This window comes from Microbacterium sp. 22303, assembly GCF_052045265.1.
Lineage (GTDB): Bacteria > Actinomycetota > Actinomycetes > Actinomycetales > Microbacteriaceae > Microbacterium.
The window spans coordinates 329,815-344,420 of record NZ_JBQEOQ010000003.1 but is presented as its reverse complement, the minus strand read 5'-3'; the positions used below and the strand labels follow the sequence as shown (position 1 = coordinate 344,420).

Sequence of the window (14,606 nt, the reverse complement as noted above, 5' to 3'; positions counted from 1 at the left end):
GGATCCGGATCAGTAGTGCACGTTGACCTCGGTGCCCTGCGGGCTCCAGTCGAACAGCCACTCGGCGCGCCACTCCGGCATGCCGACGCAGCCGTGGCTCATCGGGCTGCCCCAGTTGTCGTGCCAGTACACGCCGTGCAGGGCCTCGTCACCGTTGAAGTACATGATCCACTTGACGTCGGGCTGGTAGTAGTACGGCGCCTTGGTGAGGTCGGTGTTGCCCATGTTCTGGGTCTCGAGCTTCCAGTTCACCGCGAACGACCCGGTGTGCGTCGCGAAGCCCTCGCGGCCCGAGGAGACCAACCAGGAGTCGACCACGTTGCCGTTCTCGGTGACCGTCACGGTCTCGGTGCTGAGGTTGACGTCGATCTTGCGCAGCAGCGTCGTGGAGCTGAAGGGCGTGTCTGTGATCGGGAGAGTGAGGGTGCCGTTGCCCTTCGCGATCTGCGCGGCGAACGTCGCCGCCGCCCCCGACATGTCACCGAGCTGGCGGCCGGTCACACCGGGGGTGATGTCGGCGAGCACCTCGCCCGAGGAGTTCACGACCGTGGTGGCGTTGACAGGCGCGCGGTTGACCGTCGCCGCGAGCGTGTCGATGCTCTTCTGGATGGCGGTACGATCCGCGGTGATCGCGAGCTTGCCGTCGTCGGGCGTGAGGGTGAGCCAGCTGGCGGCTGTGGCCGGGTCCACGGGGACCGTGCGCTCCGTGCCGACGTAGAAGCCGATCGTGGAGAGCAGGGTGTTGAGCTCGGTGACCGTGGCGGCGGCGGTCTTGTCGCTGATGGCGGGGGCGACCGGCGCCGCGTTCGCCTCGAACGTGAGCGAGCTGCGCCCGTTCTCGGCGGCTGACGAGATCGCCGCCGTGAGGGCCTTGAGGTCGATGCCGGAACCGTCCTTCGCGGGAGTCGCCGCGTAGCCGGTGCCGTGGAAGGCGACCGTGGCATCGGTGGCGTCCCGATAGACCGTGGGGACCTGCGCGCGCAGCGCGTGTTCGGCGGCGCGCTCGTCGAGGGTGATGGTGCCGGGGATCGGGGCGGACATCCAGCTCGTGATGTTCCACATCGGGCGCTCGGCGAAGGCCTTGTCGGCGAGCTTGGTCGCGTCGACATGCGCGCCCAGGTCGGATCCGCTGACGTGCTTGCCGTCGCCCTCGCCGGTCAGCGTCACCTGCATGGCGCCGATGTGGTTGCTGACGGCCTCTGCCGCGGCGCCGGGCGTCATTCCGCCGACCTGCACACCGGCGATCGCGGTGCCGGGGGCGATGAGGATCGTCGACGCGGCGCCCAGGCCCAGGACGAGCACGCCGAGGCCGATGCCGACCCAGCGGCCGACGTGGCGCTTCTTGCGCGGAGGCTCATCGGCGGGCGCCCACTCCACAGGGCGATCGCCCGCGCCGTCTCCGGCGGCGGCCTCTGCGGTCGCATCCGTGTCGTCGACGATCGTGTTCTCCTCGGTCGGAGCCCCCGCTGCCGTCACCAGATCCGTCACGTGCACACCCCCCTTGCCCTTCGGCGTTGTCAGTCTTTCAAGGATACGGGATGCCATATCACAAAACGGCAACGGAAGCACATGGACGGACGGAGGTGCGCGGGATCAGTGGCCCCGGGGCCTCGTCGTACAGCGCCGCGCGCGGGAAAACTTGGGGTGAACGAGCCAGGATCCGGTAACGTTCGAGGAGACCCGGTTCGCGACGCGCGCGACCGGGCTTGATTTTCACCCGTTCGTAAGGTGTACTAACAAACATGGCCCCACGGATGAGCAGCGTCGCCCGATGAACGCGGAGAGCGGGTCCAGCCCGCATCGCTTCGGGTCCGCGCGCAAGCTGCGCACGAGCACCAAGGTGCTCCCCGAGCACGCGCGCGGACACAATCGCGCCCTGGTGCTGCAGACGCTGTATCACTCCGGCGCCATGAGCCGCGCCGACCTCTCCCGGGAGACCGGTCTCACCCGCGTGACGATCTCCGACCTGGTCGGCGAGTTCATCCACGACGGCATCGTCGTGGAGAAGGGCATCCGCGAGACCACCGGCCCGGGTAAGCCGCCCATCCTCATCGACATCGATCGCGACGGCCATCGCATCGTCGGCCTCGACCTCTCCGGTCCGGGCGCCTTCGAGGGTGCGCTGATGAGCCTGGACGGCGTGGTGCTCGAGCGACGCGAGGTGCCCCGCCCGAACGGCGGCGCGGCCGCGTACGAGGCGGTCCGCTCCCTCGCTGCGGAGTTGGTCGAGCTGTCCACCGTGCCGGTGCTCGGCATCGGCGTCGGTGCTCCGGGAATCGTCCGGCCCGATGGGGTCGTGCTGAACTCGCCCAATCTGGACTGGAGCGATTTCCCGCTCGAGCGGCTGCTCAGCGCGGCCCTGGACCTGCCGGTCCTGGTGCGCAATGACGCGAACGCCGCGGTGCTCGCCGAGTACACCTTCGGCCAGGCTCGTCCGGACATGCTGCTGATCAAGATCGGCCGCGGCGTCGGGGCAGGCCTGATCTCGGACAGCCAGCCCCTCGTGGGCAGCCGCTACGCGGCGGGCGAGATCGGCCACGTCGTCGTCGGCACCGACGGCGGGCCGCGCTGCGCGTGCGGCAAGGAGGGATGCCTGGAGGCCTGGCTGAGCGCATCCCAACTGCGCGCGCGCATCGCCGAGGACCCTGCAGCCGAGGAGCAGGTGCTGCGTGAGGCCGGAACACGGCTCGGCGTCGCCATCGCGCCCATCGTCGCCGCGCTCGACCTCTCCGAGATCGTGCTGTCGGGACCTGCGGATCTGCTCGCCGGCACGCTCATCGACGCAGCCACGCGCACGCTGACCGAGCGCACGCTGGAGGGCGTCTTCGACGACGTCGCGATCCGGCTCACCGCGCAGGACGACATCGTGCTGCGCGGAGCCGCCGTCATGGTCCTGTCGGGCCAGCTGGGCGTCTCGTGAGCGCGATCCGCGTCGGCCTCGACGTCGGCGGAACCAAGATCGACGCGCTCGCTCTCGCCGCCGACGGCGCGATCCTCGCGCGCACCCGCATCCCCACGGGATGGGGCGATCACGCCGTCGTCACCGCCGTGCACGACGCCGTCGACGCGCTCGCCGGCGAGGGCGGCTTCCCGGTTTCGGACGTGGCATCGGTCGGCATCGGCATCCCCGGTCTCATCGATGCCGATGCGGGCCGCGTGCTGCACGCGGTGAACCTCGGCGTGACCGACCTGAATCTCGCCGAGGCCGTGCGCATCCGCCTGCCCGTCCCCGTCTCCGTGGAGAACGACGTGAAGGCGGCGGCCCTCGGCGCCGGGTCACTGCGCGGCGACGCCCACTCGATGGCCTACCTGAACCTGGGCACCGGGGTCGCCGCGGGGATCGTCATCGACGGGGCTCTCTGGCGCGGCGCGCACGGTACGGCCGGGGAGGTCGGGCATCTCTCCGTGGATCCCCGCGGGCGGGTGTGCGGCTGCGGGCAGCGCGGCTGCATCGAGACCTTCTGCGGCGGAGGCGCCGTGACCAAGGCCTGGGCGCGCGGCGGCGATCTTCCGCTCCGCGACATCTTCGACCTTGCGGAGGACGGCGACGCGCTCGCCCTGGAGCTGCGCGAGGGCATCGCGTTCGGCGCGGCCTCCGCGGTCCGCAGCCTCGTGCTCAGCGCCGACGTCGAGACCGTCGTGATCGGCGGCGGGGTCACCGCCCTCGGCGACCGCCTGCTGGACGACCTCGTGCGCCGGCTGCGCCAGGAGGGTGCGGAATCGCCGTTCATCGGCTCGCTGCGGTTGGACCGGAGAGTCGAACTGCTGCCGCTCGGATCCCCTGCGGCAGCGCTCGGGGCCGCGCTCGTCGGGGCCGCCCGCCTGCCCGCCGAACTCGTCTGATCACCGCACCGCCTCGAACCCGCACATCCGAATCCACGCCACCGACACCTAGAGGGAGCACCCCATGGCCGAAGTCGTCATCGTCGAGAACTCCACCGCCGCCGGCGAACTGGTCGCCGCCGAGATCGCCCGACTCATCGCGCGCCGCTCCGATGCGGTGCTCGGGCTCGCGACCGGATCCACTCCGCTGCCGGTCTACTCGGCACTGCGCACGCGACTCGCCGGCCTCGACGTGTCGCGCGTTCGCGGCTTCGCGCTGGACGAGTATGTGGGCATCGACCCCTCGCACCCGGAGAGCTACCGTTCCGTGATCACGCGCGAGGTCGTTCAGCCGCTCGGCCTGACGCCGGCGCTCGTTCATGTTCCGGACGGATCCGAGGACGGCATCGAGCACGCCGGGGCCGAGTACGACGCCAAGATCCGGGCGGCGGGCGGGGTCGACCTGCAGCTGCTCGGCATCGGCACCGACGGCCACATCGGGTTCAACGAGCCCGGCAGCTCGTTCGCGTCGCGCACCAGGGTGAAGACCCTCACCGAGCAGACCCGGGAGGACAACGCGCGCTTCTTCGACTCCCCGGACGACGTCCCGATGCACTGCATCACCCAGGGACTCGGCACGATCCTGGAGGCGCGCCACCTCGTGCTGCTCGCTTATGGCGAGGGCAAGGCGCAGGCCATCGCCGACGCCGTCGAAGGGCCGCTGTCGGCCTTGGTGCCGGCCACGGCGATCCAGCTGCACCCGCATGCCACGGTGGTCGTGGACGAGGCAGCGGCGTCGAAGCTCACGCTCGCGGACTACTACCGCTACACCTTCGCGAACAAGCCGGCCTGGCAGGGCATCTGACCGGCGGGCGCGAGTTCAGCGGGCGAGATCCGGCCATGCCAGGGGGAGCAGGTGCTCCTCGCTGAGCGGGGCGAGCGGCAGCGACTCCGCATCGGCCGGGGTGATCCACCGCAACTCGGCGAGCTCGGCCTGCACCTGCACGTCGCCGGGCTCGGCGATCGTGGCGAATGCGGTCGCGATCACGCGATGACCGGGCTCGTTCGCAGCCGCGGAGACGAACACGCCGAGCGGGCGCAGCGCGTCCTCGTCGATGCGCAGCCCCAGTTCCTCGTGCAGCTCGCGTGCGAGGGTCTGCGCGGCAGTCTCGCCGGCCTCGGGCTTGCCGCCCGGCTGCATGAACCGCTCGGTGCCCTGCTTGCGCACGACCAGCACGCGCCCCGCGGCGTCGGTGATGATCGCGGCCGAGACGTGGATGTCAGGCATGGGGATCCTCCGTGTCATGCTGCACCGCGTCGTTCGGCGCTGCGGTGTCGGGCTCGGTGATGCGGGGCGCGTAGACCCTGCCGGGGGCGAGTATTCCTGTCGGATCGAACGCCCGCACGATCTCGCGCTGCAGCTCCCACTGGTCCTCTCCGAGCTCCTCGGCGAGCCAGCGGCTCTTCAGTATTCCGATGCCGTGCTCGCCGGTGAGCGTGCCGCCCAGGCGCATGGCAGCACGGAACAGGTCGTCGGCGGCCTGCCAGATCCGCTCGGGGATCTCCGGGCTCTGCACGATGAAGTTCGGATGCAGGTTGCCGTCGCCGGCGTGCGCGACTGTGGGGATCTCGATCCCGTACTCCTGCTCGATGCGCGTGATCTCGTCGAACATCGCCGGCAGCGCGCTGCGCGGCACGGACACGTCTTCGATGAGGGTGGTGCCCAGGGCCGCCATGGCGGCGTGCATCGATCGACGGACCCGCAGCAGCTCCTCGCCCTCGACGGGGTCGTCGGTCACCGTCACGGTGCCACCGGCCCCGCGCAGCACCGGGGCGATCTGCTCCGCCTCGACCGCGGCCGAGCGTCCGTCGGTCTGGATCGTCAGTTGCGCCACGCCCTCGAGCGGCGGCTCCAGCCCGAGCAGCGCGTGCACGGCGGCGAGGGAGCGCGCGTCCATGAGCTCCATGATCGCGGGCTCGGCGCCCGAGGCGGTGACGGCCGCGGATCCGCGGGCCGCGTCGCGGACGGCGGGGAAGTTCGCGACGATCGTGCACGGGGTGCCGGGCACGACGCGGCGCAGCTTCAGGGTGGCGCCGACGATCACGCCGAGCCGGCCCTCGGACCCGATCACGAGCGACGTGAGGTCGAGGCCCGTCACGCCCTTCACGCTGCGGTGTCCGAGGTGCAGCAGGCGACCGTCGGCGAGCACGAGGTCGAGCGCCAGCACGGCATCGCGCACGACGCCGTACTTCGCGCACAGCAGCCCGCCCGCGCCTGTGGCGATGTTGCCGCCGATCGTGGAGATGTCGCGGCTGGCGGGGTCGGGCGGCCACCACAGGCCGTGTTCGGCGAGGAGCGCATCGAGCTCGGCGTTGAGGATCCCGGGTTCCACCACGGCGAGGAGATCGTCGGGGCGGATCTCGAGCACACGGCGCATGCGCAGAGTGGACAGCACGATCTCGCCGGCGCCGGCGATGGCGGCGCCTGCGAGCCCGGTGCCCGCCCCGCGCACCACGACAGGCGTGCGGGTCTCCTGCGCGATGCGAAGCGTCGCCTGCACGTCGGACGTCGATTCGGCGTGCACCACGGCGAGAGGAACGGACGGCGAGGCATGCCCGGATCGATCGGCGCGGGCGGCGTCGAGCGCAGCATCCGTCGTGTCGACGCGGTCGCCCAGCGCGGTGCGGAGCCGGTCCAGGACGGTGACGGGCACCGGCGGCCTCAGGACAGGGCGCGGCGGCCGGCCATGAGTCCCGTGGCGACCGCGACGACGGCGAAGCCGAGTCCGATCCAGGCCTGTCCCATCGTCCACCAGGCGACGGTCACAGCGGCGTAGAGGAGGAGTTCGACGGCGGCGCGCACGAACGGGTGCACGACCAGCACCGGGCGCGGCGAGAGGAACAGCGCCCACAGCAGCAGCGTGATTACCGGCGCGCCGATCGCGGCGACGATGTTCCACGGCAGGGTCCACGCGGCGAGGCCCCACAGCACGAGCGACGCGAGCGCGGCGACCAGGACGATCACGCGCACGATGTCGAGCGCGGTCGCGCGGGGGAGCACACCCTGCTGCAGGGGAAGCGGGGTGGCCGTTCCGGAGGTCTGGGTGGGGGTGTCGGCGGACATGCCGACAAGTCTACGCGCCGGGCGTGGGCAGGACCGTGGTGGGTGCGAGCGGGGGAGCAGGCTCGGACGGGGACGGCGTCACCGGTGCGTTCGTCGTAGCGGCGGTCGCGGGATCGGCGGCCACGGTCGCATCCTGAACCGGAGCGGGAACGACGGGAACGGCAGGCTCGGCGGGTGCAGCAGTGGTCGCGGCCGGAGTCGGCGCGGGCTCGGTAGGCGCCGCGGGCGCCGGGGAGGGCGCTGGGGCGGCAGGAGGAGGCGTCGTCGCAGGGGTTGCTGGGGGCACGCTCGGAGTGACGGTCGGGTCAGGGATCGAACCGGTCACGGCCAGTTCGGCCAGGGACGTCGTTCGCCACGCTCCCGGTGTCCCGGCCTCCATGGCGCGCAGCTTCACGGCGGCATTCAGGAGGATCTCGGCGGCGTTCGGACGAATGTCGGCCGTACCGGTCCCGTCGGCATCGAGCACGAGCTCGTCGCCTCGTGCGGGCCGTCCCTTGATCCAGACCTGGATGGTCGTGCCGGGCGTGCCCGTGATCGGGATCAAGACGTGCGTGTGCAGCTTCCCGTCGACCGAGAAGGTCGCCTTGCCCCACGAGAACGAGGGGCCGGTCCCGGGGTCTGTCCCCGGATCTGTGCCGGGATCCGTTCCCGGATCTGTGCCGGGATCTGTTCCCGGATCTGTGCCGGGATCTGTTCCCGGATCTGTGCCGGGATCCGTTCCCGGATCCGTGCCGGGGCCCGGCGGAGCAGGATCCACCGGCGGTACGACAGGGGCGGCGTTGCTCGCGGGTTCGCTCTGAGGGACGTCGACCGGGACGTTCACGATCGTCTTCGGCTTGTCCGGTCGCGGCGCGGGGTCGGGGGCCGGGGCGGGGTCTGGCTGAGTGGCGGGGGCTGTCGACGGCGGCGACACCTGAGCGACGATGCCGGACTCGCTCTGATCCGCGGCGGAGGGCGCCGAGGTGGAAGCGGGGTGCGCGGTCAGACCCGGCACCACGGCCGCGGCGACGATCGCGCCGGCGATCACGAGCGCAGCAGAGCCCGCGCCGACGAGCGCGCCGAACCCTGCCATGGCGCCGCCGGATGTGCCGGATCCGCCGCCCGAGGCCGCCGAGGTCCCCCCTGCCGCGGCCGCGCCGTGAGCCGCGCCGACACCCGTCGCGCCGGCACCGGCGGACCCGGCGACGACGGCGCCCTGCACGACGCTCGAGGGCATCGCGGCAAGGGCGACGACCGGAGCGGATCCGCTCTGCAGCATCGCGAGGTAGGCGCCGGACCCGCCGATGCCGAGCACCAGCGGCAGCAGCACGAACGCGAGGCGGTGCGAGACCTCCTTGGCCTCGGCGGCGACGATCAGGCAGCGTGCGCACTCGCCGAGATGATTCTCCAGCTTGCCGCGGTCGCGTGCCCCGAGATTGCCGCGCGAATAGGCGCCGAGGCGCTCGATGGTCCACTCGCAGACGGAACCGGCCTCGGCGGTGCTCAGATGGGCCTGGATCCATGCCTCGCGCAGACCCTCACGCGCCCGGAAGGCGAGCTGCGCGGTAGCTCCGGCCGTCATGCCGATCAGCGGCGCGATCTCGGCCGGCTTCATCTGCTCGATCTCGGAGTACCAGAGCACCTCCTGCCAGCGCGAAGGGAGGCTGCGGAAGGCCTTGGCGGAGAGGCTGTGGTCGAGGGCGTCGTTCGCGGCCTGCTCTGTCGAGGAGGGATCCGCGACGGTGTCGAGCTCATCGATCGGAGCCTCGCGCCGTGCGCGGCCCCAGCCGGCCGCGGTGTTGCGGATGCTGGTGAACAGATAGGCGCGGAAGGACCCGACGGGGCCTCCGCCCTTCTGGATGGCCTGATAGATCCGGGCGAAGGCCTCCTGCACGAGGTCGTCCGCGTCGAACGTGCTCGTGATGGACCGTGCCACCGAGATGCCCGATGCGTAGTGCCGACGCCACAGCTCGGCGTAGGCGCCGGCATCGCCCGAGCGGCTGCGCAGCACGAGGTCGGCATCGCTGCGCGCCGATTCGGGCGCGGCATCGTTCGGTGAAACGGTGTAGTCGGTCATCTCTCGGTTCTCAGGTCGGAAGCGTTCTCATCAGAAGAGACGCAGACCCCAGGTTCTCATCACGCGGAATATCCATTCTTCACCCTGAAGGGCGAACACGCCAGGGTGCGAACGAAATAGCCGGTCCTCGTCAGGGGCCTCGCGCGTCGGACTCGGTGCCGAGGCGCGTGAGACAGCGTGTCAGAACTTTTCTGAAGAAATCTTGCGAAGTCGCGTAATGGATCCGCGCCATCCCCATCTCTCCAGTCAGAGACAGTCTGAGTGGGCCACCGGGGGGCGGCGAGCACAGGCTCCGGCGGATGGGGATCCGTCGGCGGGGTCGGCCCGGCACCTCGGGGGAGGAGTTCCGGGCCGACCCGCTCTGACACGGGGACCTCTGATCGGGTACCAGAGGATCTGGGGGATCACGGGAGGGGGCTGCCGCTGGGGAACGGCGGCCCCGCCCTGATCGACGGCCTCGCGGTCAGCGCCGCAGCGGCGCGCCGGTCCACACGGTCGCCACGTCGAGTCCGGCGGCCAGCAGCACCGCGTCCGCGAGCTGCCCGGGCTCGAGCTCGCCCAGCTCGTCTGCGACGCCGATGGCACGCGCGGGCGTACGGGTCAGCGCGAGCACGGCGTCGGCGAGCGGCACGCCGGCCTCCACGGCGCGGCGCAGCGCCACGTCCTGCGTGAGCGTGGAGCCGGCGATCGAGCCGCTGTCCACCCTCGCCACGCCGTCGAGCACGGTGACGTGCAGCGAGCCCAGCATGTAGTCGCCGTCCGCGGATCCGGCTGCCGCCATCGCATCCGTGACCAGCGCGACCCGTCCCGGCGCCTCGTCGAACACGAGCTTGATGATGTGCGGGTGCAGGTGGATGTTGTCGGCGATCGCCTCCAGCGTGACGCGCTCGTCGCGCGCGGCGGTGAGCACCGGCCCGGGATTGCGGTGGTGCACCGGACGCATGGCGTTGAACGCATGGGTGAGGATCGTCGCGCCGGCGTCGAATGCGGCGCGCATCGTGTCGTCGTCGGCGTCGGTGTGACCGACCGCGGCCGCGGCGCCCGCGGCGACGACGAGGCGGATCGCCTCCAGGCCGCCCTCGAGCTCGGGAGCCAGAGTGACCTGGCGGACCGTGCCGCGGCCGGCGTCGAGCAGACGCTGCACGTCGGCCGCGGCAGGAGCACGCAGCAGCGCCGGATCGTGGGCGCCCATGTGCCCGGGGTCGAGGAACGGGCCCTCCAGATGCGAACCGAGCAGATCGTGGTCGGTCTGCATGAGGTCGGCGACCATGCCGACACGGGCGCCCAGCTCGTCGAGGGTCGCGGTGATCAGCGAGACGACGGCGCGCGTCGTGCCGTGCGTGCGGTGCATCGCGCGGGCGGTGCGGATCGCGTCCACGCCGTCGTCGAAGGCCGCGTTGGCGCCGCCGTGCCCGTGGATGTCGACGAAGCCGGGGGTGAGGATCGCGCCGTGGCCCGCCGTCTCGCGTGCGTCCACGACGATGTCCGCCGGCACCCAGTCGGATCCGGTGCCGCGCGCTGCGACGGACCCGTCCTCGAACCGCACCCAGCCGTCCTCGACGATCGATCCGCCGGAGACGATACGGGCGGAGTGGATGACGAGGGATCCCCGTGCGGAACTCTCGGTGCGGGCGGTCATGCGGTCTCCTCGAAGCTCGGGGCGAATGCGGCGGTGACGGGCTGCGGGATGCCGCCCGGCTCCGGAGTGGTCTCGTCGTCCAGCGCGGTGCGGTCGACGGCGATGCCCGAAGACTCCCACACGGGGATCAGCCGCGCGAGCCTGGCCCGGAACGAGGGCCAGGATCGCTCCGGTCCATTCTGCGCCGACCATCCGATCTCCGCCTGCGCGGCGATGCGCGGGAAGGCGAGGCGGTCGGCATCGGCGAGGCTCGACACGGTCTCGGTCCACAGCGGCGCCTCGACGCCGAGGATCGCATCGGCGGGCACATCGTCGAGGACCGCGGTCGGCTCCCAGTCGTAGGCGGTGCGCAGCGGCACCACACCGGCCCAGGCAAGGCCGAGCGGGAAGCCGGCGTGCGGCTTCATGTCGAGGTACGCCCGGTCGGAGGGGGACAGGATCAGGGCGCCACCGCGCTGGGCGAAATGCGCGGCATGCTCTCCGTGCGCGCCCTCGGGGACGGCGCCCGCCCAGTACTGCCCGAGCGTGCCCTCGGCGAGGTCGTCGACGGCGCCGGCCTCGTGCCAGGCGATGGGAGTCTTGCCCGTGGCCGCGGCGATCCGGCTGACCCGCTCGAAGAACAGTGCGAAGTCCTCGGATGAGGTTCCGAGGCACTCATCGCCGCCGATGTGCAGGTACGGTCCGGGCGTGAGGGCGGCGACTTCGGTGAGCACGTCGGTGATGAAGGCGTACGTGCTCTCGTCGTGGATCTGCACCGAGGAATGCCCGACGGCCCAGCCGGTGTACGGCTCGCCGTGCACCGGGAGGGACTGGTTCAGCGCGGTCGATTCGGTGATCGTCTTGTCGCTGAGGGAGGGCAGCGCGACCAGCTCCGGATAGGCGACCCCGACCGCATGGGTGTGCCCCGGCAGGTCGATCTCCGGCACCACGATCATGTGGCGCGCCGCGGCGTAGGCGACGATCTCGCGGTACTGGTGCTGGGTGTAGAACCCGCCGGCGCCTCCGCCGACCTCGCCGGCTCCGCCGCGCTCGGCGAGCAGCGGCCAGGACTCGATCTCGATGCGCCAGCCCTGGTCGTCGGTGAGGTGCAGGTGGAGGTGGTTGTACTTGAGCGAGGCCGCGCGGTCGATCCAGCGCTCGACGTCGGCGACCGAGAAGAAGTGGCGCGCGACGTCGAGCATGACGCCGCGGTAGCGGAAGCGCGGAGCGTCCTCGATGCGGATCTCCGGCACGGACCAGCCGGCGCGCTCTCCGCGGCGCAGCAGCTGCAGGAGGGTGCGGGTGCCGTAGAAGAGACCGGTGGCGTCGTGCCCCGTGACGCGGATCCCGTCGGCGCCGGCATCAAGCGTGTAACCCTCCGCGGAGCCTTGGGCGGGGTCGATCCCGAGCGTGATCCGCATGCCGCCGCTGTCGTCCACCGCATCGGCGCCGAGGAGCGCGCCGAGTTCGGCACGCAGAAGCGCGACCGCTTCGGGGTCGCCGTCGAGGCGCACGGATCCGAGCGGGACGGATCCTTCGCCCAGGCGCACGGAGGAGGGGAACGGGATGAGCGACGGTGCATCATGCAGGACCATGAACAAAACCTACCGTGCGCACGGCGTGCCGCACGGACGGGCGTCGTCATCGCCCTCCGGATCCTCATCCCGATCCGGTAGGCTCGTCGATGTCGCGACTGGCGTCTGGGTGGGTCACCACCGGGGAGCGACCGTCATGGATTCGACCGCGCGCCTGGGCCGATGAGCACCCCTCTCTTCGCAACCGTCAAAGGAGCATGCCATGACCGACCGTTTCTTCAATGCGCCTCTTTCCGAGGTGGACCCCGAGATCGCCCAGGTCCTCGACCGTGAGCTGAAGCGTCAGCAGACCTTCCTCGAGATGATCGCCTCGGAGAACTTCGTCCCCGTCTCCGTCCTGCAGTCGCAGGGATCCGTCCTCACCAACAAGTACGCCGAAGGCTACCCGGGCCGCCGCTACTACGGCGGCTGCGAGGAGGTCGACGTCGCCGAGGAGCTCGCGATCGCCCGTGCGAAGGAGCTGTTCGGCGCCGAGTTCGCCAACGTCCAGCCGCACTCCGGTGCGACCGCGAACGCCGCCGTGCTGCACGCGATCGCCCGCCCCGGCGACACCCTGCTCGGCCTGTCCCTGGACCAGGGCGGCCACCTCACGCACGGCATGAAGATCAACTTCTCCGGGCGTCTCTACGACATCGTCGCCTACGGCGTGAACCCCGAGACCTCGACCATCGACATGGACGAGGTGCGCCGTCTCGCCATCGAGCACAAGCCCAAGGTCATCATCGCGGGCTGGTCGGCCTACCCGCGCACCCTCGACTTCGCCGCATTCCGCGAGATCGCCGACGAGGTGGGCGCGCTGCTCTGGGTGGACATGGCGCACTTCGCCGGACTCGTCGCTGCGGGCCTGCACCCGAACCCGGTGCCGCACGCGCACGTCGTCTCCTCGACGGTGCACAAGACCATCGGCGGCCCCCGCTCGGGCTTCATCCTCACGAACGACGCCGACATCGCCAAGAAGATCAACTCCGCTGTCTTCCCGGGCCAGCAGGGCGGCCCGCTCATGCACGTGATCGCCGCGAAGGCGACCGCGTTCAAGATCGCCGGCACCCCGGAGTTCAAGGAGCGCCAGGAGCGCGTGCTGCGGGGCGCGGCGATCATCGCCGACCGCCTCTCGCAGCAGGATGTGAAGGACGCGGGCATCGCTGTCCGCTCAGGCGGAACCGACGTGCACCTCGTGCTGGTCGACCTGCGCGACGCCGAGATCGACGGCAAGCAGGCCGAGGATCTGCTGCACGACATCCACATCACGGTGAACCGCAACGCCGTCCCGAACGACCCGCGTCCGCCGATGGTCACCTCGGGCCTGCGCATCGGCACGCCCGCGCTCGCGACCCGCGGCTTCGGCGACGCCGAGTTCACCGAGGTCGCCGACGTGATCGCGCTCGCGCTGCAGCCGGGCGCCGACGTCGAGTCGCTGCGCGCCCGCGTGGACGCGCTCGCCGGCGCCTTCCCGCTCTACCCGGACCTCGTGCAGTGACGGCTCGGATCCTCGACGGCAAGGCGGCCTCGGCCGAGATCAAGGCGGAGCTGGCCGAGCGGGTCGCCGCGCTCGCGGAGCGCGGCATCGTTCCCGGCATCGGCACGGTGCTGGTCGGGGCCGACCCGGCCTCGCAGCTGTACGTGGGGATGAAGCACAAGCAGTCCGAGGCGATCGGGATGAACTCGATCCAGCGCGAGCTGCCCGCCGACGCCACGCAGGCCGAGGTCGAGGCCGTCATCGATGAGCTCAACGCGGATCCGTCCTGCCACGGCTACATCGTGCAGCTGCCCCTGCCGAAGCACCTCGACACCGACGCGATCCTGGAGCGGATCGACCCGGCCAAGGACGCCGACGGGCTGCACCCGACGAACCTCGGCCGGCTCGTGCTCAACGTGAACGCGCCCATCCGCACGCCACTGCCGTGCACGCCGCGCGGCGTGATCGAGCTGCTGCTGCGCAACGACTACGACCTCAAGGGCAAGCATGTGGTGGTCGTCGGCCGTGGCGTCACGATCGGGCGTCCGATGGGGCTGCTGCTCACGCGTCGCGACATCAACGCCACCGTCACCCAGGTGCACACGGGCACGCCGGACATGTCGCCGTACCTGCGCGAGGCGGACGTGATCGTCGCGGGCGCCGGAGTCAAGCACCTCATCCGGGCGGAAGACGTCAAGCCGGGCGCCGCGGTGCTCGACGTGGGCGTGACGCGCGAGACGGATCCGGAGACCGGCAAGAACAAGGTCTACGGAGACGTGGAGCCCGCGGTCGCCGAGGTGGCCGGCTGGATCTCGCCGAACCCCGGCGGGGTCGGCCCGATGACGGTCGCCCTGCTCATGACGAACGTGGTCGAGGCGGCGGAGCGCACCGCGGGCTGAGCGCCCCGGCGCACGCGCACCGACGACGAACGGGCG

General features: G+C 71.3%; 12 protein-coding genes and 1 riboswitch. Of the genes, 5 read left to right on the top strand and 7 right to left on the bottom strand.

Annotation, left to right across the window (positions count from 1 at the left end; all coding sequences use genetic code 11):
* Window positions 1-9: 9 nt before the first annotated feature.
* Entirely contained in the window at window positions 10-1,488 is a 1,479-nt protein-coding gene (locus ACTJI8_RS11095; protein ID WP_440733499.1) for a L,D-transpeptidase family protein, read from the bottom strand.
* A 283-nt stretch (window positions 1,489-1,771) separates the two neighbouring features.
* Here ACTJI8_RS11095 and ACTJI8_RS11090 point away from each other — a divergent pair, with 283 nt between their 5' ends.
* The 3 genes from ACTJI8_RS11090 to ACTJI8_RS11080 all read left to right on the top strand — a co-directional run bounded on the left by ACTJI8_RS11090 (window position 1,772) and on the right by ACTJI8_RS11080 (window position 4,687).
* Window positions 1,772-2,920: an ROK family transcriptional regulator gene (locus tag ACTJI8_RS11090; protein ID WP_440733498.1), complete on the top strand. Its 1,149-nt coding sequence runs from the start codon at window positions 1,772-1,774 to the stop codon at window positions 2,918-2,920.
* Window positions 2,917-3,843 (top strand): ROK family protein, encoded by a 927-nt coding sequence (locus tag ACTJI8_RS11085; RefSeq protein WP_440733497.1) that lies wholly within the window; start codon window positions 2,917-2,919, stop codon window positions 3,841-3,843. Before ACTJI8_RS11090 ends, ACTJI8_RS11085 begins: the two co-directional genes overlap by 4 nt.
* A gap of 64 nt (window positions 3,844-3,907) precedes the next feature.
* Window positions 3,908-4,687, top strand: coding sequence for a glucosamine-6-phosphate deaminase (locus ACTJI8_RS11080; protein ID WP_440733496.1), 780 nt, complete (start codon window positions 3,908-3,910; stop codon window positions 4,685-4,687).
* Between the two features lie 15 nt (window positions 4,688-4,702).
* Here the strand turns inward: ACTJI8_RS11080 and ACTJI8_RS11075 are convergent, their stop codons facing one another.
* The 6 genes from ACTJI8_RS11075 to ACTJI8_RS11050 form a co-directional block, all read right to left on the bottom strand.
* Complete coding sequence (locus tag ACTJI8_RS11075; protein WP_440733495.1) at window positions 4,703-5,110, bottom strand: NUDIX hydrolase; 408 nt, start codon at window positions 5,108-5,110, stop codon at window positions 4,703-4,705.
* Window positions 5,103-6,536, bottom strand: a complete 1,434-nt coding sequence (locus tag ACTJI8_RS11070) for an FAD-binding oxidoreductase (RefSeq protein WP_440733494.1) — start codon at window positions 6,534-6,536, stop codon at window positions 5,103-5,105. Before ACTJI8_RS11070 ends, ACTJI8_RS11075 begins: the two co-directional genes overlap by 8 nt.
* An 8-nt stretch (window positions 6,537-6,544) precedes the next feature.
* On the bottom strand, window positions 6,545-6,946 hold the full coding sequence (locus ACTJI8_RS11065) for a YrdB family protein (protein ID WP_440733493.1): 402 nt from the start codon (window positions 6,944-6,946) through the stop codon (window positions 6,545-6,547).
* 10 nt (window positions 6,947-6,956) lie between these two features.
* Entirely contained in the window at window positions 6,957-9,002 is a 2,046-nt protein-coding gene (locus tag ACTJI8_RS11060) for a sigma-70 family RNA polymerase sigma factor (RefSeq protein ID WP_440733492.1), read from the bottom strand.
* Between the two features lie 463 nt (window positions 9,003-9,465).
* Complete coding sequence (gene nagA, locus ACTJI8_RS11055; protein WP_440733491.1) at window positions 9,466-10,641, bottom strand: N-acetylglucosamine-6-phosphate deacetylase; 1,176 nt, start codon at window positions 10,639-10,641, stop codon at window positions 9,466-9,468.
* Window positions 10,638-12,215, bottom strand: coding sequence for a beta-N-acetylhexosaminidase (locus tag ACTJI8_RS11050; RefSeq protein WP_440733490.1), 1,578 nt, complete (start codon window positions 12,213-12,215; stop codon window positions 10,638-10,640). The genes nagA and ACTJI8_RS11050 overlap by 4 nt, the downstream gene beginning before the upstream one ends.
* An 84-nt stretch (window positions 12,216-12,299) precedes the next feature.
* Window positions 12,300-12,382, top strand: a riboswitch (ZMP/ZTP riboswitch).
* A gap of 35 nt (window positions 12,383-12,417) precedes the next feature.
* Here ACTJI8_RS11050 and glyA point away from each other — a divergent pair.
* Together glyA and ACTJI8_RS11040 are read left to right on the top strand one after the other, a co-directional pair.
* Entirely contained in the window at window positions 12,418-13,692 is a 1,275-nt protein-coding gene (gene glyA / locus ACTJI8_RS11045) for a serine hydroxymethyltransferase (protein ID WP_440733489.1), read from the top strand.
* On the top strand, window positions 13,689-14,570 hold the full coding sequence (locus ACTJI8_RS11040; protein WP_440733488.1) for a bifunctional methylenetetrahydrofolate dehydrogenase/methenyltetrahydrofolate cyclohydrolase: 882 nt from the start codon (window positions 13,689-13,691) through the stop codon (window positions 14,568-14,570). Before glyA ends, ACTJI8_RS11040 begins: the two co-directional genes overlap by 4 nt.
* Window positions 14,571-14,606: the final 36 nt, after the last annotated feature.